Genomic DNA, 26,011 nt, shown 5'->3' with positions numbered 1-26,011 from the left:
GGTACGGCTACCGGGCCGGCGCGTCGTGGGACCACGCGCCGGCCCGGTACCCCCACCGCGCGGCCTACTCGGCGCGCAGGTGGTCCAGGTCGTGCACCCCGGGGCTGACCCAGATCAGGATGGCGCGGACGTCGGCCAGGGCCGAGGCGTCACAGGACATCTGGGTCAGCAGGTCGATCTCCACTGTGGTGGTCGTACCCTCCCCGACCCAGCCGAAGGCCGACTGGCACCAGGCCCAGCCGGCACCGGTCTGCACCGCGATCGACGTGGAGGTGCCCGCCGAGGCCGAGGTGCGCAGGTCGTAGCGGAGCACACCCTTCGCCGACAGGTCCACCGGCTCGGGCAGGCTCACCCCGAACCAGCCGCCGCCTGTCGCGCTGACCCGCAGGCCGTACGCGCCGGCCGTGGCGAAGGTGTCGGTCTGGGCCAGGGTGCCGGCGTCGGGCTGCCAGTCGCCGGGTGCCCAACCCTCCAGCCCGGTCTCCCAGGAGGCCAGCACGATCGGGGCGCCCGGTGCGGGCTTGACGGTGACTGTCATCTCGGCGACGTTCGACCGCCGGCCGGCGGTGTCCTGGACGGTGTACGGGGCGACGGCCCGGCCCTGGAACCCGTCGGCCGGGGTGAACTGGACCGAGCCGTCGGTGTTCAGCACGAGGCGGCCACCGGTGACGGACACGGCGCGCTGCTGTCCGCGTACGCCCGGATCGAGGTCGAGTGTGGACGGCCGCACGGTTGCCGCGTACGCGATGTCGTTGCTCGTCGGGGTGAGGGTGACCGGCGTGCCGGCCTCGGTGACAGTGGTGTCGTGATCGGCGACCGGCGGGCGCGGGCGGAAGCCGCGCCGGATGGTCTCGCCCGCGTTGCTCAGCGTGGTGCAGACCGGGCTCGGGCAGTAGACGGTGTAGCCGTCGTAGTCCGGGTAGAGGGTGCCGTCGTCCTGGATGCCGGAGAGGATCCAGTGCATCAGGCCGGTGCCGCCGGTGCGGATGAAGGTGTCGGTCCAGCGCTGGTAGACCGGGTTGCGGGTGGCCTTGTCGTGCCAGCCGAACTCGCCGAGCACCGCCGGCTTGCCGATCCGCCTCGCCTCCCGGTTGTGCCGCTCGATCCAGCGCACGCTCCAGTCGGCGTCGGTGCCCCAGTGGTTCGGGTACAGGTGGTAGCCGAGCACATCGACGGCGGGCAGCCGGCTCAGCGCGATCGAGTCGACGCCCTCGCCACAGTTGACGGTCCAGTGCCCGGCGTCCGGACCGTCGCAGAAGAAGCCCTCGTCGCCGACGCCGACCAGGTGCCGGCGGTCGACCGACTTGATGTGCCGGCTCATCTCATCGGCCCAGGTGGTGATGGTGTCGGTGGAGCACTCCGGTGACGCCGGGTAGACCCCGGAGCCCTTGCAGCGCGGCTCGTTCGCCAACTCCCAGGCCATGATGGTCGGGTCGTCCTTGTACGCCACCCCGGTCAGCGGGTTGACCCGGTTGAGCAGGTGCGACACCCAGTCGCGGTACCAGCCACGGATCACCGGGTCGGTGTAGAAGTCGTCGTGGTGCTCGGCGCCGCGCCAACGCACGTACTGATCGATGCCGCCGAAGTCGCGCCAGTTGTTGGTCAACGGGATGACCACCCGGACGCCCGCCTGGCGAGCCGAGTAGAGCACGTAGTCGAGGCGCTGGAGACCGTCGGGGCCGTCGTTGACCGCGGGCTTCTCGCCATCCCAGTGCTGGAACCACACGCCGTCGGCGGGGCCGTGCACCGAGTCGGAGCCGCCCGGGGTGCCGATGTCGAGGAACCCCCAGTGCCGCAGCACGGTGAACCCGGCGGCCTTCGCGTCGGCGAACACGTCGTCGACCATCGCCCGGGACTTGTACATCAGGTAGTAGTTGTTCGTCCCGGCGAACCGGAACGGCTTGCCGTCGACGAACAGCCGGTCGCCCTTGCGGACCACGAACCCCTGTGCCCGGCTGCCGGCAGCTGCCGTCACCGTCTCAGGCTCGGCAGCCGCCGGCACCGTCGCGGCAGCCGCCGGCACCGTCGCGGCGCCCGCTGTGGCCAGCAGGCCGGCCAGGGCCAGCAGTACGCCGGCCAGTCTCTTCCTCATCGGCTTCCCCTTCGGGTGGTGGTGTTAAGAAGGGGCCCCTTCTCTACCGGAGGCGTTAGAAGGGGGCCCTTCCTTGCAGGTCGTTGACGCAGCGCAGCACCGGCCGAGTGGTGAGGGCGGTGGGATCGAGGGGTACCGCCGACCGCACGGTGAAGGTCGCCGACTCGCCGGGAAGCAGGGTGACCAGCGCGGCGTCGACCTCGGCGGACGGGTCGAGCCGGTCCGGGTACAGCGTGACGTCGCGCAGGATGGTGCGGGCGGTGACGCGTACCCGTCGACCGCCGTCGGCTGGCTCCACCGTCGCGTCGAAGGCCGCCGCCGGCCATCGGACGTCGCGGTCCTCGGCGAAGAACCACCACGCCCGCCCGGTCGGGTCGCCGGTCTCGGCGACCAGCAGTTCGTCCCGGCCGTCGTCGGGCCGCGCCAGTTCGTCCGGCAGTGCCACGGTCACCGTCGAGTACGCGGGCACGTCCAGCTCCAGCGTGGTCTTCGCCTTCGGCTCACTGGCCAGGGTGAGCCGGGTGGCGGTGGCCGACGCCCGCCACGGTCGCCCGCCGTCGTTGACCGCGACCAGGGCCAGCCCACCGCCGCGGGGTTGCACGGTGAGCAGTCGGTCGGCGTACGCCCGGCGCAGCGCGTACCACAGTGGCTTGCGGCGACCGTCGCCGTCGATGGCGGCCCAGGAGGTGACCGGCCAGCAGTCGTTGAGCTGCCAGACGATGGTGCCCATGCACCGGCCCCGGTGGGAGCGGAAGTGCTCCACCCCGAGCGCGATGGCGCGGGCCTGGTTGAGCTGGGTCAGGTAGTGCCAGTCGTCGAAGTCGCGCGGCTCGGGCAGGTGTGCGTCCAGCCCTCGGCGCAGCTTCAGGTCACCGTCGGCGGCCTTCTGGTGGTGTGCCATGCCGGGTGAGTCGTGGGCGAGCGGCTCGTCGGAGAGCGCCCGGCGCAGCGTCGCGTACGCCGGCGGCCCCTGGTAGCCGAACTCGGCGACGAACCGGGGCAGATATTCGCGGTACTTGACGTAGTCGTCGGTGTTCCAGACGTCCCAGATGTGCATGGTGCCGTACGCCGGGTCGTTGGGGTGGATCTCCTCGCTGCCGGAGTACGGGCTGCTGGGCCAGTACGGGCGGGTCGGGTCCAGCTCGGCGACGATGCGCGGCAGCAGTTCCAGGTAGTAGCCCCGTCCCCAGCTCCGCCCGGCCAGGGGCTCCTGCCAGTCCCAGTCGTGCCAGCCCCAGATGTTCTCGTTGTTGCCCGTCCAGAGCACCAACGACGGGTGGCCGGCGAGCCGGGTCACCTGCTCGGTGGCTTCGGCCGCCACCTCGGTGGCGAACGGCTCCTCCTCCGGGTACGCGGCGCAGGCGAAGAGGAAGTCCTGCTGCACCAGCAGGCCGCGCTCGTCGGCCAGGTCGTAGAAGTCGGCCGACTCGTACCGGCCACCGCCCCAGACCCGCAGCAGGTTGATGTTCGCTGCCTGCGCCTGGTCGAAGCGCCGCGCCAGCCGGCCGGCGGTGACCCGGTTGGGGAAGGCGTCGTCGGGGATCCAGTTGACTCCCCGGACGAAGACCGGCACCTCGTTGACGTGCAGGGCGAACGGAACGCCGTGCGCGTCGGGTGTGGTGTCCAGGCGCACCGAGCGGAAGCCGATCCGGCGGTCCCAGGTGTCGATCAGGTGGCCGTCGGGCCCGTGCAGGGTCACCGTCAGCTCGTAGCGGCGCTGCGCGCCGTAGCCCCGGGGCCACCACAGCTCGGGCCGGTCGACGGTCAGGGTCAGCACCGCCGCCCGCTCCCCCGCCGGGATCGCCACGCAGGCGGACTGCCCCGCCACCTCCGCCCGTACGGTCAGCGGCACATCCGCAGCGCGTTCCACCTCGATGTGCAGCTCGACCCGCCCGTCGCCGCCGTCGACGGTGACCAGCGGGCGTACGGTCGCCAGCCGGGCGGTGGACCAACCGTGCAGGCCGATCTCCTGCCAGATGCCGGCGGTGACCACGGTGGGCCCCCAGTCCCAGCCGAAGTTGCAGGCCATCTTGCGGATGAACTGGAACGGCTCCGGGTACGCGTTGGGCCGGTCACCGAGCCGGTCGCGGTGCGCCTGCGCGTACCGGTAGGCGGAGTCGAAGCGTACGGCCAGGGTGTTGCTCTCGGCCCGCAGCAGCGACGTGACGTCGAAGCGGTAGCCACGGTGCATGTTCTCGGTGTGGCCGACCTCGACGTCGTCGACGGTGACGGTGGCCACCGTGTCCAGCCCGGCGCAGACCAGGTCGAGGCGCTGGAGGTCGCCGGCCGGCCGGCCGAAGGTGGTCTCGTAGACCCAGTCGGTGCGGCCGATCCACGCCAGGGCCGTCTCGTTGTCGTCCAGGTAGGGGTCGGGGATGAGCCCGGCCGCGAGCAGGTCGGTGTGCACACAGCCCGGCACGGTGGCCGGTATCGCCCGGCCGCTGATCTCGGCCGGTACCTGCGGACCGGGCACCGCCCGCAGGGTCCAGCCGTCGTGCAGCGCCTGCCGGTACGGACCGGCCCCCCGCGCGTCGCTCAAGATTTCACCGCGCCTTCCATGATTCCTCGGACGATTCGGCGACCGCCGATGATGAGTACGACCAACAGTGGCAGCGTCGCCACGAAGGCGCCGGCCAGCACCCGGCGGTAGATGACGTAGTTGCCGCTGGCCAGGTCGGAGATGGCCACCATCGAGGTGGGGTAGTCGGTGCCGTTCAGGGTGATCAGCGGCCACTGGAAGTCGTTCCAGGTGGCCACGAAGGTGAGCAGGCCGAGCACGGCCAGTGCCGGGCGTACCGCCGGCAGGACGATGTTCCAGTAGATCCGCATGGTGGTGGCGCCGTCCACCCGAGCCGACTCGACCAACTCGTCGGGCACGGTGTTGACGATGAACTGTCGCATGTAGAACACCCCGAACGCGGTGACCAGGCCGGGCACGATCACCGCCAGCAGGGTGCCGTTCCAGCCCAGCTTGCCCATCACGATGTAGAGCGCGACGACGCCGAGCTGGTTGGGCACGGTCAGGGTGAGGATCACGAAGAGCATCAACGGCTTGCTGCCCCGGAAGCGCAGCTTGGCGAAGGCGAAGCCGGCCAGCGAACAGAAGAACAGCACCGAGGCGGTCACCACGCCGGAGACGATGACGCTGTTCACCAGGGAGGCGGCGAAGTAGACGTCCTGGAGGGAGAAGACCTCGTCCAGGTTCACCAGGAACTGGTCGCCGGGCAGCACCACCGGTGGCAGCTGGGAGGTCGCCTCGTCGGTGCTGGTGGAGATGACGAACATCCAGTACAGCGGGAACGCCGCGAACAGGGCGGAGACCGCCAGGAACAGGTAGGTCCAGAACCCGGCCGGGGTGTCCTGCGGGGCCCGGCCCAACAGCACGGCCCGCTTGCGCCCGCCGCGCGGTGCGGGGGTCGACTCCCGGGGTCGTTCCAGCAGGCTCATTTGCGTCCCCCGGAGATGCGGTTGGTCAACAGGGTGTTCAGGGCGGCGACCACGAGGATGATGAGGAACAGGGCCCAGGACATCGCGGCGGCGTACCCGAGGTTGAGGTCCTTCCAGCCCACCTTGTAGATCAGCTGCGCGACGGTCTGCCACTCGCCGCCCGCGCCGCCCCGGGCGGTCTGGGCGTTGAGGTCGAAGAGCATCGGCTCGGTGAACAGCTGGAGCCCACCGATGGTGGACAGCACCACGGTGAAGATGACCACCGGGCGGATCATCGGCACGGTGATCCGCCAGAGCTGGCGCCACGGTCCGGCGCCGTCGAGCGCCGACGCCTCGTAGACGTCGCGCGGAATGGACTGCATCGCGGCCAGGTAGAGCAGGGCGTTGTAGCCGATCCACTTCCAGTTGACCATGGTGGCGATGGCGATCCAGGAGTGCAGCTTGTCCGCCCGCCAGTCGATCGGGTTCTCGGTGCCGATGCCGAAGAGGCCGAGCCCCCAGTTCGCCATCCCGAAGTCGCGGGAGAAGAAGACGTTGAAGACCAGCGTGGAGGCGGTGATCGGGGTGATGTACGGGAGCAGGGCGCTGACCCGCCACCAGGTCTGCGCCCGCAGCCGGCGGTTCAGCATCGACGCGATGATCAGCGCGAGCAGCAGCTGCGGGACGGTGGAGAGCAGGAAGATGCCGAAGGTGTTGTAGAGGGCGTTGCCGAAGTCGCTGTCGGTGAACAGCCGACTGAAGTTCTCGAAACCGGCCCAGCCGGTCAGATCCGGTTCGTCCAGGCGCCAGTGGCGCAGCGCCACCACCCCGTTGAAGATCATCGGGAAGAGCCCGAAGACGAAGAAGAGCAGGAAGAACGGCGCGATCATCAGGTACGGCATGTACCGCGCGTCGAAGCGGTGCAGGCGGTCACGCCAGGTCAACGACCGGCCGGAGGCAGGCCGGGGGCGGCGGGTGGCCGGTTCGGGGGCCGCGCGCGTGGTGGACATGGGGACACTCCAGGTACGGGGGCGACGGGTACGGGCACCGAGGCGGGGGATGGCGCGGGCACCCACACGCCCACGCCACCCCCGCTCGCACTACTTGCCGGCCTTCTCGGCTTCCTTGATCGCCTCGGCCCAGGCCGCGTCCGACTTCAGCGTGCCGTTCTGCACCCGGTTGATCACGTTCTCCACCGCGACCCGGGTCGGGCCGTTCTTCCTGCCCAGGTACTGCGGCGTCAGGCCCTGCGCCATTTTGGGGAAGATCTGGCCGACCGGCGCGGAGCTGAAGAACTCGTTCTTGAAGTCCGCGATCGCGGGATCGGCGTAGAGGGCCGGCTGCGAGGGCAGGTTGCCGACCGTCTTGAAGACCTCGATCTGCTGCTCCGGCTGGATCAGCCAGTCCAGGAACTTGTACGCCTCGTCGACGTTCTTGCCCTGCTTGGGGATGGTGAGGAAGGAGCCGCCCCAGTTGCCGCCGCCGCCGGGCACCGCGGCGATGTCCCACTTGCCCTTGGTGCCGGGCGCGGTGTTCTGGATGTGCCCGAGCATCCACGCCGGGCAGGGCAGCACGGCGAACGCGCCGCTGGTGAAGCCCTTGTCCCAGTCGGCCTGGAAGCTGGTGAGGTTCGCCGAGAGACCGGCGTCGGCGGCCCGGACCGCGTAGTCGAAGGCGACCTTGGGGCCGCCTTCCATCTGCAGCTGCTCGCTCTCGTCGTAGAAGCCCGCCTGCTGCTGGCCGAGGATCGGGTTGAACAGGTTTGTCGCGTTGTCGATGAACTTCTTCTTCGTCTTGGCGGTGTAGTCCTGGCCGACCTCCAGGAACCGGTCCCAGGTGGGCCAGAGCGCGGAGACCTGGTCCCGTTCGGTGGGCAGGTCGGCCGCTTCGAACAGGTCGGTGCGGTAGCACATGGCCAGGCCGCCGACGTCGGTGCCGAGGCCGATCTGGGTGGCGCCGTCGGCCGACAGCGACTGCTTCCACTTCCACGGCAGGTAGTGGTCCTCGTGCTTGCCGGCGCCGAAGTCGAGCAGGTTGACGAACTGGTCGGCCTGGCTGCGGAACTGGACGATGAAGCCCTCGTCGATGGCCGCGATGTCGGGCGCGCCCGAGCCGGCGATCAGCTTCTTCTGCAGGTCCTCGTGCTGGGCGTTGTACTCGCCCGAGTTGAGGGCGATCTTGACGTTGGTGTTCTCCGCCTCGTACCTCGCCTTGAGGTCCTGCAGGCCGAAGTCACCCCAGAAGTTGATTGTCAGGGTGACCTCGCCGTCGCCGCCGGAGCCACCTGTGGTGCTGCGCCCGCTGCACGCGACAACGAGCGAACCGACCGTCAGACCAACGGCTGCGACCCGCAGCCAACGAGGCGTAGACCGTCTCATGACCCATCCTCCGAGACCATTTGGGAACGCTCCAGATATCGAGGAACGTTGACTGAACCGGATAAGTGACGCCACCGTACGGGCGTGCTCCCGCAGTGTCAACGGCGGGTTAACGACGTGGCCGACCCGTAACCTGACACTCGTCCAGCCGAGCAGAAGCACCTGATATCGCGCTCTCTCGCACAGCTCGCAGCGGCAACGACCGCTGGCGCACAACGTGTCGCCCCACCGGCAGCCCGTAGACTGAACCGAACAAGTTGCGGTGCCGTTCGCCAGCGACCTGTCCCGCCCGGACCCGGACCGGGCCACCGGCGCGGACGACCAGTAACGTGTCCACCGCGGCCCGCGCCACCGGTGTGGGCTGCGCAGGAGACTGGTTCAGGAGGACGTACGCCGGTGAAGCGGCCCACGATCGCGGATGTCGCCCGGCGGGCGGGGGTGTCCAAGGGCGCGGTGTCGTACGCGCTGAACGGGCAGCCCGGGGTCTCCGAGGCGACCCGGCAGCGCATCCTCGCCATCGCCACCGAGATCGGGTTCAGCCCGAGCAGCGCCGCCCGGGCCCTGTCCGGGGCCACCGCCCGGGCCATCGGGCTGATCCTCGCCCGACCGGCCCGCACGCTCGGCATCGAGCCCTTCTTCATGGAGTTGATCAGCGGCGTCGAGGCGGAGCTCTCCGCCCGCTCGTACGCACTGACCCTGCAGGTGGTGGCCGACCAGGACGCCGAGGTCGCGGTCTACCGGCGGTGGTGGGGGGAGCGCCGGGTCGACGGCGTGCTCGTCTGCGACCTGCGCACCGACGACGTACGAGTGCCGGTGCTGGAACAGCTGGGCCTGCCGGCCGTGGTGATCGGCGGGCCGGAGGGCACCGGCGGGCTGCCCAGCGTCTGGTCGAACGAGGCGGCGGCGCTGGTGGAGACGGTGGAGTACCTGTACGCCCTGGGGCACCGGCGGATCGCCCGCGTCGGTGGCCTGCCCGAGCTCCTGCACACCGCGATCCGCACCCGGGCCTTCGCCGAGGTGTGCCAGCGCCTCGGCCTCCCCGAGGCGCTCACCACCCCCTCCGACTACACCGGCGAGGAGGGTGCCCGGGCGACCCGGCGACTGCTCAGTTCCCGGGTACGCCCCACGGCGGTGATCTACGACAACGACGTGATGGCGATCGCCGGGTTGTCGGTCGCCCAGGAGATGGGGCTCACCGTACCCACCGACCTGTCCATCGTGGCCTGGGACGACTCGGCGCTGTGCCGGCTGGTGCACCCGCCGCTGACCGCGCTCGGCCGGGACATCCCGGCCTACGGCGCGCACGCGGCGCGGCAGTTGTTGCAGGTCATCGAGGGTGCCCCGGCGGTCGGGCTGCAGGACGAGACCGCCCACCTGACTCCACGCGGCAGCACCGGTCCACCGCCCAGCGGGAAGTGAACCGGTTCAGCAGTTACTGCCCTCAGCGCGATGTGGAGGGGAACTCCTCGAAGTACGCCTCCACACGTTCCGCCGTCGCCGGGCGAGCCAGCTCGAACCCCTGGCCGTAACGGCAGCCGGCGCGCAGCGCCCCCTCGACCTGGTGGGCGGATTCCAGCTCCTCGGCGACCACCTCAAGACCCAACCGGTCGGCCACGGTGACCACCACGTCCAGCAGCGGGTGGTGCCGATCGCCGATCGCACCGACCGCCTCCGGCCCCACCTTGAGCAGGTCGATCGGCAGCCGCCGGAGCTGGGTGAGGGACGCCTGTTCGACCCGGAAGTCGTCCAGCGCGGTGCGGATGCCCATCGAGCGCAGCCCGGCCAGCCGGGCCGTCACCGTCGGCAGGTCCGCGGCCACCCGCGGCTCGGCGACCTCGACCACCAGTTGGTCCGGCCCCACCCCGTACGCCTCCAGCACGGCCGCGGTCCGGGGCACGAAGTCCGGTGAGGTGAGTTCGCGGGTGGTGACGTTGACGGCCATCCACAGCCGTCGACCGCCGACCGACCAGTCGGCCAGCTGTCGGCAGGCCCGGTCCAGCACCCAGGCGCCCAGCTCGCCCACCATGTCGAGATCCTCGGCCACCGGTAGCAGCTCCGTCGGGAACACGGTGCCCAGCACCGGGTTGCGCCAGCGCAGCAACGCCTCCGTGCCGACCGGCGACCGGTCGGCCAGCCCGAGCACCGGCTGGTAGACCAGGTCCAGCTCACCTCGGGCAACCGCGCCCGGCAGTTCCCGCTCCAGATCCAGCCGGCGGACCAACTGCTCCTCCAGGTACGCGTCGTACCACTCGACCCGGTCCCGGCCGAGCTGGGCGGCGCGTCGCCGAGCCAGGTCCGCCTGGCGGAGCAGATCCTCCGGCCGGCCGGGTACGAGTTCGGCGAGCCCGACGCTGGGACGCGCCCGCAGCACCGCCCCGGACACCTCGTACGGCCGGGCCAGTTCGCCGAGCAGCCGGGTACCCAGCGCGTAGGCCAGCACCGGTCCTGCCCTGGTGACCACCGCGAGGCCGGTTCCGGTCAGGTCGAACACCTCCTCGTCGGCGGTGGCCACCGCTCGGGCCCGGTGGACCGCCTCGGCGGCCACGTCGTCGCGCGCGACCGGCCCGGGCAGTTCGGTCAGGTGCAGGTCGACCACGAGCAACGCGCCGGAGGCCGGTTCGGGACGCGCCCCCAGCGCCAGCAGCAGGGCGGCGCGCCCGGCGGGGCCACCGCCGCCAGCGAACGCACCCGCCGCCGCTGTCGGCCCGGCCGCTGCCGCCGCTGCCATTGCCGTCGCTGATGCTGGCGCCGTCAGCGCGGCTGCTGTCGGCGCTGTCGGCGCGGCTGGTGCCGTCGGCGCGGTTGCTGTCGGCGCGGTTGCTGTCGGCGCGGCTTCGGGTGCGGGAGGGTCGCCCTGCCCCGCCCCACCGAGCAGCTCGCGCGCCACCAGCGCCGGCACCGCGGTCAGCGCGAGCAACACCGCGGTGCGGTCCGGCAGGAGCCCGGCCTGCAACTGCTGGACCACGGCCAGCATCACCGCGACCGCCGGCAGCACGGCCCGGGGCCAGATCCACGGCGCAGACCGGACCGTTCCGGCGTCGGCTTGCGCCACCCGCCGCACTCCGGCCGCGACCAGCAGCACACCGGTCACCAACGGGGGTACGGCCAGCAGCGCCGCCCGCCCGGCGTCAGGACCCGCCGGCAGCGCGGCCAGCAGCACCAGGGCGAGCAGGGTCAACGCGGCTCCGGCGCGGCAGCGGGCGATGCCGGAGTCCCGGTGCGGCCCGGTCGACACGGTCAACACGTCGACCGCGAGCACACCCAGGACCGCCGCGACAGCCAGCCGCACCGGTGCCGGGACATCGGCGTACGGCAGCAGCAGCCAGGCGACGAGCACCAGGCCGACGCCGGGCGCGGCGCCGTCGAGCAGGTGGCGCAGCCGGCTCCGAGCCGACGTGCGCGGCCGGTGGGGCAGGCTGAACAGGCCGCCGCCGAGCAGCGCGGTGGTGCCGGCGAGCCCCGCCAGGGCCGCCGTCGGCCGGTAGCCGGCGGAGGCCACCGGAAGCACCGCCGCGGTCAGCCCGGCGGTCACCACCGCGGCGTGCAGGAGGGCCGCGGCCCGGCGTGGTCGGGCCGCCCGACGACGGGCCAGCCGGCCGCCGACCAGGTTGGCTGCTGGCGAGTCGACACCGACGGCCAGCCGGGACAGGCGTACGCCGGCCAGCGTGGAGCCGGCCGCACCGGCGAGCGCCACCACGGCGAGCGCCGGCACCGGCCCGGTCACACCGAGCACGACCAGCACGGCGACCACCGCGAGGACACCGACTTCCGGCAGGATCGGACGATGGGCGGCGACAGGGAACACGGCGACACGAAACACAGACGGGACGGGCACGACGTTCGCCTTCGTGAGGGGGCACGGGGGCGGTGCGGCGGTGCACGGACGGCGGACAGATGGTCCACCGCCCACCATCGGTGAACGAGTCGACCCGCGAGAAGTGACGGCCAATCGACAGTGAGTCAGGCCACGGACACCGGCCGTGGGCGGTTGGCCGAGCTGGCCCGCCGCGACCCCGCGCCGACCAGGTGCGATCATCTGGTCATGCCTCGCTCCGACACCGTGCGATTCCGGCACCACCAGGCCATCCTGGTCGCGGCGATCGTCGCCACCATCGGCGCGCTGCCGCTGGCCAGCGCCCGCGCGTACCTGCTGCCGGTGCTGCTGGTGCCGGTGACGGTGGCCGTCTGGGCCTGGCGCGCCGGCACCGACGCCGACGACCGCGGACTGCGGCTACGGGCGCTGGCCGGACAGCGTCGGATCCCCTGGGAGCAGGTGGTCGAGCTGGGGTCCGACCCGCGCGGCCGAGCGGTCGCCCAGCTCGGCGACGGCCAGGTGCTGGTGCTTCCGGCGGTCCGCCGCCAGGACCTGCCCCGGCTGGTGGCCGCGGCCGGGCGCGGCGAACCCGAACCGGCTCAGTAGCCGTCCACCACCACGTTCCGCGGTGGCTCACCGGCCACGAAGCGCCGGATCTGTTGCCCGACCAGGCGGTACGCCCGCGGCAGCAGGCCCCGCACCGAGCCGGCGACGTGCGGGGTCATCAGCACGTTCGGCATCTCCCAGAGCGGGTGGTCGGCGGGCAGCGGCTCCGGGTCGGTGACGTCCAGAGCGGCGGAGATCCGGCCGGTGGCCAGCTCGGCGACCAGCGCGTCGGTCCGGGCCACCGGTCCGCGGGCGGCGTTCACCAGCAGCGCGCCGTCGCGCATCGCGGCCAGGAACTGCTCGTCGACCAGACCCCGGGTCTGCTCGGTCAGCGGCACCAGCAGCACCACGACGTCGGCCTGCGGCAACAGTCGCGGCAGCTCCACGACCCCGTGCACCTGCTGCTCCGGCCGGGCCGTGCGGGCCACCAGGGTGAACTCCACCTCGAAGGGCGTGAGGCGATCGCGCAGCGCGGTGCCGATCGAACCCGCGCCGATGATCAATACCCGCTTGCCGGCCAGTTCGTCGGTGGGCGCCACCTCGTCGTACGCCCACCGTCGCTGCGCCTGCGCGCGGGCCAACGCCGGAAAGGACCGCAGCTGGGACAGGATCGCGGCGACCACCCATTCGGCGGTGGACGGGTCGTGCACACCCCGGGCGTCGCAGAGGGTCACCCCCGGTGGAACTCGACCCACCCAGGCGTCCGCGCCGGCCGAGAGCAGCTGCACCAGCGCCAGGTCCGGCAGCTCGTGCAGCAGTGCCGTGGCGTCCACACCGGCCAGGAAGGGCGGCACCCAGAACCGGACGTCGGTGACCGGCGAGGGCAGCCTCGCCGGATCGTCCATCGTCTCGACGGTGACCTCCGGCGGCAGCTCACCGAGCAGGGCGTGGCCGGTCTCGTGCGGGATCCATACCTTCACGTCCGCCGACGATAGGCCCCCTGCCGGCGTACCAGCCGATAGGGGTCCGCCCGCGCCGAGCGCCACGGTCCCGCCCCCGGCGGGCTACCCTGGCTCGGGTGAGCGCTCCCCCGTACCTCCGCGCCCGTCAGGTCCGCATCGCCCTCGCGGCGTCCTGCGCGACACTGTTGCTCGCCGCCACCGGTTGCAGCCTCGGTGAACCGGAGCCGGATCCGGCCGGCGAGCCACCGAACCTGCCGACCCCCTCGGCCACGGCCGACGCCGGCGACCAGGAGGCCGTCGCCACCGTGCTCGCCCAGGGGTTGCGGGTGCCCTGGGGCATCGCGTTCCTGCCCGACGGCGGCGCCCTGGTGACCGAGCGGGACAGCGGCCGGATCGTCCAGGTCGGCCCGGAGTCTAGCCCGGACGGTTTGAAGGTCACCGAGGTGCAGACCGTCGACGACGTGGTGGCCTCGGGCGAGGGTGGCCTGATGGGCATCGCGGTGTCACCGGACTACGCCCAGGACCAGACGGTCTTCGTCTACTACACCGCCGAACGGGACAACCGGATCGCCCGGCTGCGGCTCGGCGAGCAGCCCACGCCGATCCTCACCGGGATCCCGAAGGCGGGCATCCACAACGGCGGCGGCCTGGCGTTCGGCCCCGACGGGCAGCTCTACGCCAGCACCGGCGACGCCGGGGACACCGACCAGTCGCAGGACCTCGATCAGCTCGGCGGCAAGATCCTGCGGATCACGCCGGAGGGGAAGCCGGCGCCCGACAACCCCTTCCCGAACTCCCCGGTGTGGTCGCTGGGCCACCGCAACGTGCAGGGCATCGCCTGGGAGGGCGACCGGATGTACGCCGTCGAGTTCGGTCAGAACACCTGGGACGAGATCAACCAGATCACCAAGGGCAAGAACTACGGCTGGCCCGAAGTCGAGGGCCGCGGCGACGACGAGAAGTACGTCAACCCGATCGTGCAGTGGTCGACCGACGAGGCGTCCTGCTCCGGCCTGGCCGCGGTGGAGCGGATGCTCGCCACGGCGTGCCTGCGTGGCCAGCGCCTCTGGTTGGTCGAGTTGACCGAGACCGGCACGGTGCTCGGTCAGCCCCAGGCGTTGCTGACCGAGCGGTACGGTCGGTTGCGGGCGATCGCCGCCGCACCGGACGGCTCGCTCTGGGTCGCCACCTCCAACCACGACGGGCGGGGCCGGCCGGCGCCCGAGGACGACCGGCTGCTGCGCCTGGTCTTCGCTGGTGGTGGCGCCGGCCGCAGCTGAACCGGGTGCGAAGCGGATCACCCCAGGTTTGCCAAGATCCATGGGCGGGCAGGTCAGAATCTCAACATGGACGGTCAGCAGAACGAGCAGCCGCGTCGCGGCCAGGACGGCGGTACACCCGAGGGCCGCCAGCGCGGCTTCCCCTCGTTGCGTCGCGCCGGCGCCGGCTCACGGGCGGCAACGCGCCGCAGGGGCGTACGGCGGGCGGCCGTCACCGTGGCCGTGCTCGTGGTCACCCTGGCCGGAGTGCTGCTCGGGCTCCTGGCCGGCGGGCAGGTGGGCACGGACATCGGTCCCTTCCGCGCCGAGCTGTCGGTCGAGCCGGCGGTCGGCGGCAGCACCACCGTCGACATCCCGCCGCTGGGCTCGCTGCTGCTGGACAGCCACGACGGGCCGACCCACCTGACGGTCGAGCTGGGCGCCCTGGACCAGGGTCGGACCGAGGCACTGCTGGGCGACCCGGCGGGCCTCAACCGGGCCACCCAGTCGGCGGTCGACGACGTCCGGATCGGGGTGCTGCGGCTGGGTCTGCGTACGCTCGGTTCCGTCGTGCTGGCGACCCTGGTGCTGGCCCTGCTGGTCTTCCGGGACACCCGGCGGGCGGCCTGGGCCGGAGCGCTGGCCTTCATGATCACCGCAGGTAGCCTGGGCACCGCCGCGGCGACGATGCGCCCCCAGGCGATCGAGGAGCCCCGGTACGAAGGGCTGCTCGTCAACGCCCCGGCGATCGTGGGCGACGTGCGCAAGATCGCCGACGACTACACCCGGTACGCCGAGCAGCTCCAGCGGCTCATCGGCAACGTCACCCAGCTCTACACCACGGTGTCGGCGCTGCCGGTCTACGAACCGGAGCCGGGCACCACCCGGGTACTGCACATCTCCGATCTGCACCTCAACCCGACCGCCTGGCAGCTGATCCGGACCGTGACGGAACAGTTCGGCATCGACGTGGTGATCGACACCGGCGACATCACCGACTGGGGCAGCGAGCCGGAGGCGTCCTACGTCGGGTCGATCAGCCTGCTCGAGAAGCCGTACGTGTACATCCGCGGCAACCACGACTCCGGGCGTACGGCGGCGGCGGTGGCCCGCCAGCCGAACGCGATCGTGTTGGACAACACGACGGTCACCGTCGCCGGACTCACCATCGCCGGTATCGGCGACCCCCGCTTCACCCCGGACAAGAGCACCTCGCCGGCCACTGGCGGGCTCAACCAGCCCACCGCCGACGAGCTGATCTCCACGGGCGACAAGCTCGCCGCCACGATCCGCAGCTCACCACGGCCGGTGGACATCGCGCTGGTGCACGACCCGGCCGCCGCCGGTCCGCTCTCCGGCACCTGCCCGCTGGTGCTCGCCGGGCACACCCACGACCGGCAGATCAACACGCTGCCGGAGGTGCCGGGCCAGCAGCCGACCACGCTGATGGTGCAGGGCTCCACCGGCGGTGCGGGGCTGCGCGGGCTGGAAGGCGAGGAACCGACCCCGCTGGCGATGACCGTGCTCTACTTCGACCAGGAGAAGCGGCTCCAGGCGTACGACGACATCACGGTGGGCGGCACCGGCCAGTCGCAGGTGAACCTCGAACGCACCGTGATCACCCCACCCGCGACGACCACCCCCCTGGGCGCCACCCCCACGCCGACGATCACCCCCACCCCAACCCCCACGCGCTAGCCGAGGCCCGCCCGCTGGCCCGAGGTGGATGGGCTCAGCGGAGGGAGATGGCGGCCAGGGCGGCGTTGACGATGCTGCCGGGGAGCAGGTCGTGCAGCTCGTAGAGGTCGTGGACGGTGCCGGACTGGCCGAACTCGTCCACCCCGAGCGGCACGGCGGGAGCGCCGACCGCCGAACCGAGCCAGGCCATCGCGTGCGAGGCGGCGTCGTGCACGGTCACCACCGGCACCCGGTCGGCGAAGGCGGCCCGCAGCGCGCCCGGCACGCTGGGCACGGTGGCCGTGCGTACGCCCTGCCGCAGGGTGCGCTGCCAGGCCCGGTAGAGGCGGTCCAGGCTGGTCACGTCGACGACGTGGGCGGCCACCCCCTCGTCGGCCAACTCCGCCGCCGCGGCCAGCACCTCCGGCAGCACCGCACCCGAGGCGGCCAGCTGCACCGTCGGGGCGTCGGCCAGGTGAGGGTGTGCCTGGTGGGCGTCCACCAGGCGGTACGCCCCGGCGAGCACCTGCCGGCGCAGCACCGCGTCGCCCAGCCGGGCGCGGGCCGCCTCGAACGGCGTCTGGTCCAGCGGCCGGGTGCTGAGCCGGAAGTAGTACGCCCCGTCCTCGGCCGGCGCGGCGGTCGGCGTCGGCTGCGGCGCCCCGGCGATGTGGCCGAGCGCGTCGCAGAGCAGCCAGTCCAGGCTGCCCGCGTACGCGGGCTCGACGAAGGTCACCCCGGGCAGCTCCAGGCCCACGCTCGCGGTGATCGTCGACTGGTGGGCGCCGCCCTCGGGAGCGAGGGTGATCCCGGACGGGGTGCCGGCGACCACGAACCGGGAGCCGGAGTAGGTGCCGTAGAGGAAGGCGTCCAGCCCGCGCAGCACGAACGGGTCGTAGACGGTGCCGACCGGCAGCAGCGGCTGCCCCGACAGGTCCCAGGCCAGGCCGAGCTGGCCGAGCAGCAGGAACAGGTTCATCTCGGAGATGCCCAGTTCGATGTGCTGCCCGTCGGGGCTCTCCGTCCAGCGCAGCATCCTGTCCTCCGACCAGGAGCGCTGCGCGGTCGGCGCGAAGACGCCGGTCTTGTTGATGAACCCGGCCAGGTTGGTGGAGGTCGCCACGTCCGGTGCGGTGGTGACGAGGTACCTGCCCACCTGCGGGTCGCGGGCCAGGTCGACCAGCACCCGACCGAAGACCTCCTGGCTGGAGATCGGCTTGTTCGCGCGTACTTTCGTGGTCTGTGGGACGGTGACCCGCAGCGCCCGCTCGCGGGGCGCGCGGGACAGCGCCTCCCGACGCTGCCCGGCCCGGATCCCGGCCGGCGACGCCGGGTCGAGGCGGTCCCACTCGGTGTCGCGGGTCAGCCCGTGCGCGGCGCGCAGCGCGTCGACCTGCTCGCCGGAGAGCAGCGCCGAGTGGTTGCGCGGATTGCCGGCGATGGGCAACCCCCACCCCTTGACGGTGTACGCGAACACCACGCTCGGCCGGTCGGTCACCGCGTCGCACTGGGCGTACGCGTCCAGCAGCGACGCGAGGTCGTGCCCGCCCAGGTCGGTGACGAGCGGGCCCAGCTCCTCGTCGGCGACGTCGGCGATCAGGGCCGCGATGCCGTCGGGGGCGCCGTCCAGGAACTGCTTGCGCAGCGCTGGTCCGGTCAGCCCGAACAGCGACTGGTACTGCTCGTTCGGCATCGCGTCGATCCAGTCGCGCAGCGCCTCCCCGCCCGGACGGGCGTACGCCTGCGCCAGCCGACGGCCGTACTTCACCTCGACCACGTGCCAGCCGGCGGCTTCGAACTGGCCGCGCCACTGGTCGATCCGCACGCCGGGAACGACCCGGTCCAGCGACTGCCGGTTGAAGTCGACCACCCACATCACGTTGCCGAGACCGGTGGTGGCCGGGTCGGCGACCGCCTCCCAGATGTTGCCCTCGTCCAGCTCGGCGTCGCCGATGAGTGCGACGAACCGGGAGTGCGGGCGCTCGCCGAAGTGCGCGTCGACGTAGCGTCGGGTCACCGCGGCGAACAGCGGAGCGGCGGCGCCGAGGCCCACCGATCCGGTGGAGAAGTCCACCTCGTCCGGGTCCTTGGTCCGCGACGGGTACGACTGCAGCCCGCCCCGCGCCCGCAGCCGGGTCAGGTACGACCGGTCCAGGTTGCCGAGCAGGTACGTGATGGCGTGGAAGACCGGGGAGGCGTGCGGCTTGACCGCCACCCGGTCCTCGGCGGTCAAATGGGCGAACCACAGCGCGGTCATCGCGGTGACCAGGGAGGCACTGGACGCCTGGTGTCCACCGACCTTCACCCCGTCGCCGGTGCCGCGGTCGTGGTTGGCCGCGTCCACGATCCGGGTGGCGAGCCACAGCACCCGTTGCTGGATCTCGTCGAGGACATCGAGGTCGTGCTGGTTCACGGTGCACTCCACAGGTTCGGCACGTCGTCGTTGACGGCCGGTCGGGGACGGGGGTGGCGTTACCGGCGGCTGGTGGTGTTAAGAAGGGGCCCCTCCTCTACCCGAGGCGTTAGGAGGGGGCCCCTGCTTGCATCTCAGGCGCCGAGGCGCTCCAGGATCAGGTCGCGGACGGTCTTGGCGTCGGCCTGACCCCGGGTGGTCTTCATGACCGCACCGACCAGCGCACCGGCCGCGGCGACCTTGCCGCTACGGATCTTGTCGGCGATGGCCGGGTTGGCGGCGATCGCCTCGTCCACCGCGGCGGTCAGCGCGCCGGTGTCGGAGACGACCTCCAACCCCCGGTTGGTCATGATCTCGGTCGGCGAGCCCTCGCCGGCGACCACGCCCTCCAGCACGGTACGGGCCATCTTGTCGTTGAGCTTGCCGGCGTCGACCAGCCCCTGCAGCTCCGCGACCTGCGCCGGGGTGGCGCCGATGTCGGCCAGCTCCACGCCCGTCTCGTTGGCCCGCCGGGACAGCTCGCCCAACCACCACTTGCGGGCGGCGGCCGGGGTGGCGCCGGCGGCGACGGTGGCCTCGATCAGCTCCACCGCGCCGGCGTTGAGCACCGACTGCATGTCGAGATCGGAGAGCCCCCACGCCTGCTGGAGGCGGCGACGGTGCAGCCGGGGCAGCTCGGGCAGGGCGGCCTTCAGCTCGGCCACCCAGGCCGGGTCCGGCGCGAGCGGCACCAGGTCCGGTTCGGGGAAGTAGCGGTAGTCGGTGGCGGTCTCCTTGGACCGGCCCGGCGTGGTGTCCCCGGTGTCCTCGTGGAAGTGCCGGGTCTCCTGGGTGATCCGCCCGCCCGCGTCCAGCACCGACGCCTGCCGCAGCATCTCGGAGCGCACCGCCCGCTCGACCGAACGCAGCGAGTTGACGTTCTTGGTCTCGGTGCGGGTGCCCCACTCCTCCCCCGGCAGGTTCAGCGAGGTGTTGACGTCACAGCGCAGCGAGCCCTCCTCCATGCGTACGTCGGAGACGCCGAGCGAGCGGAGCACGTCGCGCAGCTCGGTGACGTACGCGCGGGCCACGTCGGGGGCGAGCGCAGCGGTGCCCGGGATCGGCTTGGTGACGATCTCGACCAGCGGAATGCCGGCCCGGTTGTAGTCGACAAGCGACTCGGTGGCACCGTGGATGCGGCCGGTGGCACCACCGACGTGCAGCGTCTTGCCGGTGTCCTCCTCCAGGTGCACCCGCTCGATGCCGATCCGCACCGTCTCGCCGTTCACCTCGACGTCCAGGTAGCCGTCGACGCAGAGCGGCTCGTCGTACTGGCTGATCTGGAAGTTCTTCGGCATGTCCGGATAGAAGTAGTTCTTCCGGGCGAACCGGCACCACTGCGCGATGGAGCAGTTAAGCGCGAGGCCGATCCGGATCGTCGCCTCGATGGCCGCGGAGTTGGCCACCGGCAGCGAGCCGGGCAGGCCCAGGCAGACCGGGCAGACCCGGGTGTTCGGCTCGCCGCCGAAGTCGGTCGGGCAGCCGCAGAACATCTTCGTGTTCGTGCCCAGCTCGACGTGGGTCTCCAGGCCGATCACCGGCTCGTAGCGCGCGACGACCTCGTCGTACGCGGGCAGCGTCGTGGTCATGAGAACTCCAGCTTTCGGGCGGTAGCCGGCCCGGGGCGGCATCCGGACACAACGTTGCCCAGCCTAGCCGCTCGGCCTGTCCCGGCTCGGCCCGGCGTCACCGGGGCGTGGTGAAGCGCCGACGGCGCTCGTGGGCCAGGACGAAGAGGATCCCGGCGATGCAGAACGCCACCACGGCCAGCAACGCCAGGACGAGGACCGAGTTCGATCCGGTCATCGGCAGCCAGGACCCGGTTGTCCGGGTCGGCGCCGGCGCGGCCGGGGCCGGGGCCGGCGCGGCGGCGGTGGGCTGCGTCGAGGTCGGCGACTCCGGCGTCGGCGACGGCTCGGTGGGCGGGTCGGTCGGAGCCGGGCTGGTCTGGGTCGGTGCGGGAGCCGGCGGAGCGGCGGCGACGACCAGCGCCACCTCGCCGGTGACGCTGGTCGCCGTGCCGGTCGCCCGGACCGTGAAGGCGAAGCTGCCCGCAGCGCTCGGGGTGCCGCGCAGTCGGCCGTTCGCGGCGAGGGTGAGCCCGTCCGGCAGGCTTCCGGCCGACACGCTGAACCGGATGTCGGAGTCCCCGTCGGCGGTGAACCGGAACGAGTACGCCCGGTCGGCCGTGCCGGGCGGCGGCTCCCCCGAGGTGATGACGACGGCCGGGGCGGCGACAACGATGGTGACGTCCTGGTCGCCGTGGAAACCGTTCGCGTCGGTCATCCGGATGCCGAACTGGTGACTGCCCGCGACGGTCGGCGTACCGACCAGGACCCCCGCCGACGAGAGCGCCATGCCCACCGGCAGCGAGCCCGACCGCAGCGCGAGGCGGTACGGGGCGGTGCCACCCTCGGCGGTGAACCGGTGCGTCGGGTACGCCTGTCCGACGTACCAGGGTGAGGTGGGCGCGTCCGACGCGACGGTGATGAGCGGCTCGACCACCAGCACGGTCACCTGCTGGTCGACGAAATCCCCGCTCGGCGAGCCGGTCGCCCGGACCGTGAAGGTGAAACGGCTGGCCACGGTCGGCGTGCCGGTGAGGGTGCCGGTCTCCGCGGACAGCGCCAGACCCGGCGGCAGAGTGCCACCGGGCACCAGCGAGAACCTGATCGCCTCGTCGCCGGTCGCGGTGAAGGTGTGGCCCGGGTACGGCTGGTGGGCGGTCACCCCGGACGGCGGCGGAGCGGAGGTGAAGGTGATGGCGGCGGCAGCCGGCTCAGCGGTGGCCGGTGTGGCGGTGGCCGGTGTGGCGGTGGCGAGCAGCGTCACCAGGAACACCGAGAGGATCATGACCGGCCGCAGCGTCCTCATCGCACTTCCAGGGTTCGTTCGGGAGAAGCCTCGCTCGCATCCGCCAGCGGCTCGGACTATATCCAACCAGGGCTACTGACCAGGCGTAATAGTCCGATCGGTGACTGTGTGTCGCCGAACGAAATCATCGGGTAACGGTGAGGTCTCGGGCGCGGTCCGGACGGTCGCGGGGCGGCCGAGCCGCCCCGCGACACCGTCACAGGGCTGGCGGGGTGAGGGTGCCGACGGCGCTCTCCAGCGCTGCGGCGACCCGGTACATCCGGTCGTCGGCCATCGTCGGGGCCATCACCTGCAACCCGACCGGCAGCCCCTCGGAGAGCCCGCAGGGCACCGAGATGCCCGGCCCGCCGTAGAGGTTGGTCGGGATGGTGAACAGGTCGGCCAGGTACATCTGGTACGGGTCGGAGGTGCGCGCACCCAGCGGGAAGGCCACGAACGGGGTGGTCGGCGAGATCAACGCGTCGACCCGTTCGAACGCCGCGGTGAAGTCGCGGGTGATCAGCGTACGCACCTTCTGCGCCTGCCCGTAGTAGGCGTCGTAGTAGCCCGAGGAGAGCGCGTACGTGCCGAGCATGATGCGCCGCTTGACCTCGGGGCCGAAGCCGGCCTCCCGGGTCAACGACATGACCTCCTCCAGCGAGCGGTTGCCGTCGTCGCCGACCCGCAGCCCGAACCGGACACCGTCGAAGCGGGCCAGGTTCGAGGAGCACTCGCTGGGTGCGATCAGGTAGTACGCCGGCAGTGCGTACTGGAAGTGCGGGCAGGAGATCTCGACGATCTCCGCGCCCAGCTTGGTCAAGGTGTCGACGGCCTCGTTGAAGGCGGCCATCACCCCCGGTTCCGCCCCCTCGCCGCCGAACTCGGTGACGATGCCCAGCCGTACCCCGCCAAGGTCGCCGGTCGCGCCGAGCTTCGCCGCGGCCACCACGTCCGGCACCGGCGCCGGGATGGAGGTGGAGTCGCGCGGGTCGTGCCCGCCGATCGCGGCGTGCAGCAGCGCGGCGTCGAGCACGGTACGCGCGCACGGGCCCGGCGTGTCCAGCGAGGAGGAGAAGGCGACCAGGCCGTACCGGGAGGTGCCCCCGTAGGTCGGCTTCGCGCCGACGGTGCCGGTGACCGCGCCGGGCTGGCGGATCGAGCCGCCGGTGTCCGAGCCGATCGCCAGCGGCGCCTCGTACGCGGCGAGCGCCGCGGCGCTTCCCCCGCCGGAGCCACCCGGGATGCGGTCGGTGTCCCACGGGTTGCGGGTCGCCCCGTACGCCGAGTACTCCGTGGAGGAGCCCATCGCGAACTCGTCCATGTTGGTCTTGCCGAGCATCACCGTGCCGGCGGCGCGCAGCCGCTGCACGATCGTCGAGTCGTACGGCGGGCGCCAGCCCTCAAGGATCTTCGACCCGACGGTGGTCGGCACGCCCCTGGTGGTGAGCACGTCCTTGACCGCGACCGGGACGCCGGCCAGCGGGCCCAGCTCCTCGCCGGCGGCGCGGCGGGCGTCGACGTCCCGCGCGGCGGCCAGCGCACCCTCGGTGTCGACGTGCAGGAAGGCCCTGACCTGCTCGTCGACGGCCGCGATCCGGTCCAGGTGGGCCTGGGTGACCTCCACGGCGGAGGTCTCGCCGGCGGCGACGAGCCCCGCGATCTGCGTCGCGGTCATTGCGGTGACGTCGGTCATGAGGCCACATCCTCGTCCAGAATCCGCGGTACGCGGAACCGCTGCTGCTCCGCGTCGGGCGCGCCCGACAGCGCTTCCTCAGGTGTCAGGCAGGGCGTCACCACGTCCTCCCGGAGCACGTTGGTCAGCGGCACCGAGTGCGACGTCGGCGGGATGTCCGCGGCGGCGACCCCGCCCACCTGGGCGACCGCTTGGAGGATCACGTCGAGCTGCCCGGCGAAGGTGTCCAGCTCCTCCTCCGTCACGGCGAGCCGCGACAGTCGCGCCAGGTGCGCGACCTCCTCGCGGGAGATGGCGGCCATCGGTGCCCCCTTCGTGGCTGTCTACGTCTGTGTAACGCCCGCCGCACGGCCGACGGGTACGCGACGCGCGGTGACGGCAGCGAGTCTATTGTTCCGCGCCCGGCCGGCCGCTCCCGGCTCCCCGCGCCCCCGGCGCGAAGCGGGTCATCGCGCGTGCCGGCGGGGCACATCCGCCTCGTCGGGCCCGCCGATCGGGCGCAGCGGGCGGTAGCGGGCCAGCCAGGCGACCAACTCCTCGGCGGGCATCGGGCGGGCGTAGAACCAGCCCTGAGCGGCGTCGCAGCCGGCCGCGTGCAGCATCCGCCAGGTCCGCTCGTCCTCCACCCCCTCGGCGACCACCCGCAGCCCCAGCGCCTTGGCCAGCTCGATCGTCGACCGGACGATCGCCGCGTCGTCGCTGTCCTCGGCCATGCCGAGGACGAAGGACCGATCGACCTTCACCTCCGACAGCGGCAGTCGGCGCAGGTGCTGCAACGAGGAGTAACCCGTGCCGAAGTCGTCCAGCGCGATGCCCACCCCGATCCGGTGCAGCCGGGTGATGGTGGTCAGCACCCGCCGCGGGTCCGCCATCAACGCACCCTCGGTGATCTCCAGTTGCAGCCGGTCCGGCGCGACGCCGTAGCGGGTGAGCCGGTCGGCGATCTGGTCGGCGATCTCGCCGGTGTGCAGGTCCCGCACGCTGACGTTGACCGCTGCCCGCAAGCCGAGGCCGGTCGCCGACCACTTGGCGAGCTGCTCCACCACGTCGTCGACCACCCGACGGGTGAGCAGTCGCATCACCGCGCTCTGTTCGGCGACCCGGATCAGCTCCTCCGGGTCGACCATCCCTCGACGCGGATGGCGCCAGCGCAGCAGGGCCTCCACCCCGACCACCTCGCCGGTGGCGATGGCGATCTGCGGCTGGTAATACATCGTGATCTCGCCGGCGGCCCCGCCCGACTCGGCACCGGGCGGTGCCGCCTCAGCGGGCGGCACCGGATTCGGTTGGGCCGGCCGAACGGAACGGGCGGCCCGGCGCAGGATCGGATCCGCGCCGGTGACGATCCGGGCGAGCAACTCGTCGTCGTGGATGGCCAGCGCAGGTCGGCGTCGCCGGCGGCTCCACCAGCGGTCGCCGCCGTGCTCGTCCACCGGCGGGGAGGCGGGCAGCACCGCACCGTCCCCGCCGCGAACCACCGGCCCGTCGGCCGGCGGGTCGCCCTCGCCGGCCCGGACCGGCGATCCCACCTCCAGCACCCGGCGCAGGTCGGCCAGCAGACCGAGCCGCTCGGCGGAGTTGTGGTCGGACTCGGCGGTGTACACGGCGACCGTGTCGTTGCGGTGCTTCGCGTCGTACATCGCCACGTCGGCGTGGCGCATCAGGGTGGCGAAGTCCTCGCCGTGCTCCGGAAACATGGCGATGCCGATGGACCCGCCGACGTCCAGCGGCAGCCCGTCCAGCGGTACCGGCTCGGCGAGGGCCCGGACCACCTGGTCGGCCAGCGACCGGGCCTCGGTGACGTCGCTGAGCCCGGTCATCACGATCGCGAACTCGTCACCGCCGAGCCGGGCAACCATCTGCGGCGGCTCGACCACGTCGGTCAGCCGGGCGCTCACCTCCACCAGCAGCCGGTCGCCGACGGCGTGCCCGAGCGCGTCGTTGACGTTCTTGAACCGGTCCAGGTCGATCAGCAGCAGAGCCAGGCGGGCATCCGGCTCTGCGCGTGCCGCCCGCTCGGCGTGCCGGTACACCTGCTCGTTGACCTCGGCCAGCAGTGCCTTGCGGTTGGGCAGCCCGGTGAGTGGGTCGAGTGAGGCCAACTGGTGCTGCTCCACGGTGAGCCGGGCCATCCGGTAGACCGCGAACAGCGGTACCAGCACCAGCGGAACCAGCGCGGCGCTGGCTCGCGCGGCGGTCACCAGCACCGGTGCGAGCAGCAGCAGCGACCCGGTGGAGAGCAGCTCGAAGGGCAGGCCGCGCCACGCGTTGGGCCACCACCGTTCGCCGAAACGCAACCGCACGGCGGCGGTGACCAGCCCGTAGTTGACCACGAACCAGGCGACTCCGGCGCCGCCGATCGCCGCGATGTCGGTCCACCCCAGCGCTCCGCCGTGGAAGACGCCGCCCGGCCCCAACCGGGTGATTCCGTAGGCGGCGGCCAGCGAGCAGGCGTACTGGCCGGCGTTGAAGGCCGTCCGCCAGGGTGCGTGCCGCATCCGCACCCCGGACACCAGCACGGCGACCGCCTGCACCGCGACAGCGGGCCCGAGCCCCCAACCGAGCAGGATCGCGAAGGTGAAGCAGGTGGACGGGAACACCGCCGACGAGGACTGCCGGCGGCCGGGCGGAAGGAAGGGACGCGCGTCGCAGGCAACGGCGAGCAGCGCCATCGTCCAGAAGGCCGCCGGCAGCTCGGGCAGTGTCCCGGCGAGCGTCACCAGCGGACCGGCCGAGAGCAGCACGGCCACGGCCAGCACGGCGACCACGAAGGTCGAGAACTGCGCCGTCCGTCCGGGCGGGACGAGGTTGCGCGGATCGGGCGACGCCATCACACCTCCCGGCACGAGACCCGGTGCG

17 protein-coding genes are annotated in these 26,011 nt (G+C 72.2%); 4 read left to right on the top strand and 13 right to left on the bottom strand.

All coding sequences use genetic code 11. The features are described from left to right. Positions 1 to 64 precede the first annotated feature (64 nt). From BMY89_RS00435 to BMY89_RS00415, 5 genes are all read right to left on the bottom strand, one after another. On the bottom strand, positions 65 to 2,092 hold the full coding sequence (locus BMY89_RS00435) for a cellulase family glycosylhydrolase (protein WP_092373450.1): 2,028 nt from the start codon (positions 2,090 to 2,092) through the stop codon (positions 65 to 67). A 55-nt stretch (positions 2,093 to 2,147) separates the two neighbouring features. Continuing rightward, positions 2,148 to 4,631, bottom strand: coding sequence for a glycoside hydrolase family 2 protein (locus BMY89_RS00430; protein ID WP_092373448.1), 2,484 nt, complete (start codon positions 4,629 to 4,631; stop codon positions 2,148 to 2,150). Then, complete coding sequence (locus BMY89_RS00425; protein WP_092373446.1) at positions 4,628 to 5,539, bottom strand: carbohydrate ABC transporter permease; 912 nt, start codon at positions 5,537 to 5,539, stop codon at positions 4,628 to 4,630. Before BMY89_RS00425 ends, BMY89_RS00430 begins: the two co-directional genes overlap by 4 nt. Beyond that, positions 5,536 to 6,528: a carbohydrate ABC transporter permease gene (locus tag BMY89_RS00420; RefSeq protein ID WP_092373444.1), complete on the bottom strand. Its 993-nt coding sequence runs from the start codon at positions 6,526 to 6,528 to the stop codon at positions 5,536 to 5,538. The genes BMY89_RS00425 and BMY89_RS00420 overlap by 4 nt, the downstream gene beginning before the upstream one ends. Before the next feature lie 90 nt (positions 6,529 to 6,618). After that, positions 6,619 to 7,896: an extracellular solute-binding protein gene (locus BMY89_RS00415; protein WP_092373442.1), complete on the bottom strand. Its 1,278-nt coding sequence runs from the start codon at positions 7,894 to 7,896 to the stop codon at positions 6,619 to 6,621. 396 nt (positions 7,897 to 8,292) lie between these two features. Between BMY89_RS00415 and BMY89_RS00410 the strand changes: the two genes are divergently transcribed. Next, positions 8,293 to 9,315, top strand: coding sequence for a LacI family DNA-binding transcriptional regulator (locus BMY89_RS00410; protein WP_092373440.1), 1,023 nt, complete (start codon positions 8,293 to 8,295; stop codon positions 9,313 to 9,315). 22 nt (positions 9,316 to 9,337) lie between these two features. Here BMY89_RS00410 and BMY89_RS00405 read toward each other — a convergent pair whose 3' ends face one another. Continuing rightward, positions 9,338 to 11,701 (bottom strand): bifunctional diguanylate cyclase/phosphodiesterase, encoded by a 2,364-nt coding sequence (locus BMY89_RS00405; RefSeq protein ID WP_232520988.1) that lies wholly within the window; start codon positions 11,699 to 11,701, stop codon positions 9,338 to 9,340. 237 nt (positions 11,702 to 11,938) lie between these two features. On the opposite strand from BMY89_RS00405, the gene BMY89_RS00400 reads away from it, so the two are divergent. Further along, positions 11,939 to 12,316: a PH domain-containing protein gene (locus BMY89_RS00400; protein ID WP_092375242.1), complete on the top strand. Its 378-nt coding sequence runs from the start codon at positions 11,939 to 11,941 to the stop codon at positions 12,314 to 12,316. Here BMY89_RS00400 and BMY89_RS00395 read toward each other — a convergent pair. After that, positions 12,310 to 13,236, bottom strand: coding sequence for a 2-hydroxyacid dehydrogenase (locus BMY89_RS00395; protein WP_092373436.1), 927 nt, complete (start codon positions 13,234 to 13,236; stop codon positions 12,310 to 12,312). The two genes, BMY89_RS00400 and BMY89_RS00395, sit on opposite strands and share 7 nt — an antisense overlap. Before the next feature lie 98 nt (positions 13,237 to 13,334). On the opposite strand from BMY89_RS00395, the gene BMY89_RS00390 reads away from it, so the two are divergent. Continuing rightward, positions 13,335 to 14,498: a PQQ-dependent sugar dehydrogenase gene (locus BMY89_RS00390; protein WP_092373434.1), complete on the top strand. Its 1,164-nt coding sequence runs from the start codon at positions 13,335 to 13,337 to the stop codon at positions 14,496 to 14,498. 66 nt (positions 14,499 to 14,564) lie between these two features. After that, positions 14,565 to 16,175 carry a metallophosphoesterase family protein gene (locus tag BMY89_RS00385; protein WP_092373432.1) on the top strand — a complete coding sequence of 537 codons (1,611 nt, stop codon included), beginning with the start codon at positions 14,565 to 14,567 and terminating at the stop codon, positions 16,173 to 16,175. A 34-nt stretch (positions 16,176 to 16,209) separates the two neighbouring features. Here the strand turns inward: BMY89_RS00385 and BMY89_RS00380 are convergent, their stop codons facing one another. The 6 genes from BMY89_RS00380 to BMY89_RS00355 form a co-directional block, all read right to left on the bottom strand. Further along, entirely contained in the window at positions 16,210 to 18,567 is a 2,358-nt protein-coding gene (locus BMY89_RS00380; RefSeq protein ID WP_092375239.1) for a transketolase-like TK C-terminal-containing protein, read from the bottom strand. Between the two features lie 134 nt (positions 18,568 to 18,701). After that, positions 18,702 to 20,195 (bottom strand): Asp-tRNA(Asn)/Glu-tRNA(Gln) amidotransferase subunit GatB, encoded by a 1,494-nt coding sequence (gene gatB, locus BMY89_RS00375; RefSeq protein ID WP_092373430.1) that lies wholly within the window; start codon positions 20,193 to 20,195, stop codon positions 18,702 to 18,704. Positions 20,196 to 20,292: 97 nt separating this feature from the next. Continuing rightward, positions 20,293 to 21,480 (bottom strand): Ig domain-containing protein, encoded by a 1,188-nt coding sequence (locus tag BMY89_RS00370; RefSeq protein ID WP_092373428.1) that lies wholly within the window; start codon positions 21,478 to 21,480, stop codon positions 20,293 to 20,295. 196 nt (positions 21,481 to 21,676) lie between these two features. Next, positions 21,677 to 23,152: an Asp-tRNA(Asn)/Glu-tRNA(Gln) amidotransferase subunit GatA gene (gatA, locus tag BMY89_RS00365; protein ID WP_092373426.1), complete on the bottom strand. Its 1,476-nt coding sequence runs from the start codon at positions 23,150 to 23,152 to the stop codon at positions 21,677 to 21,679. Further along, on the bottom strand, positions 23,149 to 23,454 hold the full coding sequence (gene gatC, locus BMY89_RS00360; RefSeq protein WP_092373424.1) for an Asp-tRNA(Asn)/Glu-tRNA(Gln) amidotransferase subunit GatC: 306 nt from the start codon (positions 23,452 to 23,454) through the stop codon (positions 23,149 to 23,151). Before gatC ends, gatA begins: the two co-directional genes overlap by 4 nt. Before the next feature lie 144 nt (positions 23,455 to 23,598). Continuing rightward, a complete protein-coding gene (locus tag BMY89_RS00355; protein ID WP_092373422.1) occupies positions 23,599 to 25,983 on the bottom strand; it encodes a putative bifunctional diguanylate cyclase/phosphodiesterase in 2,385 nt (794 codons plus the stop codon). Positions 25,984 to 26,011: the final 28 nt, after the last annotated feature.

The organism is Micromonospora phaseoli (genome assembly GCF_900109115.1).
GTDB classification, from domain to species: domain Bacteria; phylum Actinomycetota; class Actinomycetes; order Mycobacteriales; family Micromonosporaceae; genus Micromonospora; species Micromonospora phaseoli.
The sequence above is the reverse complement of the archived record's forward strand: the minus strand, read 5'-3'. Positions and strand labels throughout refer to the sequence as shown.

Excerpts from the sequence above, each read along its gene's own strand:
- BMY89_RS00355 (WP_092373422.1), bottom strand. The coding sequence starts at position 25,983 with ATGGCGTCGCCCGATCCGCGCAACCTCGTCCCGCCCGGACGGACGGCG.
- BMY89_RS00370 (WP_092373428.1), bottom strand. The coding sequence starts at position 21,480 with ATGAGGACGCTGCGGCCGGTCATGATCCTCTCGGTGTTCCTGGTGACG.
- gatB (WP_092373430.1), bottom strand. The coding sequence starts at position 20,195 with ATGACCACGACGCTGCCCGCGTACGACGAGGTCGTCGCGCGCTACGAG.
- BMY89_RS00385 (WP_092373432.1), top strand. The coding sequence starts at position 14,565 with ATGGACGGTCAGCAGAACGAGCAGCCGCGTCGCGGCCAGGACGGCGGT.
- gatC (WP_092373424.1), bottom strand. The coding sequence starts at position 23,454 with ATGGCCGCCATCTCCCGCGAGGAGGTCGCGCACCTGGCGCGACTGTCG.
- BMY89_RS00420 (WP_092373444.1), bottom strand. The coding sequence starts at position 6,528 with ATGTCCACCACGCGCGCGGCCCCCGAACCGGCCACCCGCCGCCCCCGG.
- BMY89_RS00435 (WP_092373450.1), bottom strand. The coding sequence starts at position 2,092 with ATGAGGAAGAGACTGGCCGGCGTACTGCTGGCCCTGGCCGGCCTGCTG.
- BMY89_RS00425 (WP_092373446.1), bottom strand. The coding sequence starts at position 5,539 with ATGAGCCTGCTGGAACGACCCCGGGAGTCGACCCCCGCACCGCGCGGC.
- gatA (WP_092373426.1), bottom strand. The coding sequence starts at position 23,152 with ATGACCGACGTCACCGCAATGACCGCGACGCAGATCGCGGGGCTCGTC.
- BMY89_RS00415 (WP_092373442.1), bottom strand. The coding sequence starts at position 7,896 with ATGAGACGGTCTACGCCTCGTTGGCTGCGGGTCGCAGCCGTTGGTCTG.
- BMY89_RS00400 (WP_092375242.1), top strand. The coding sequence starts at position 11,939 with ATGCCTCGCTCCGACACCGTGCGATTCCGGCACCACCAGGCCATCCTG.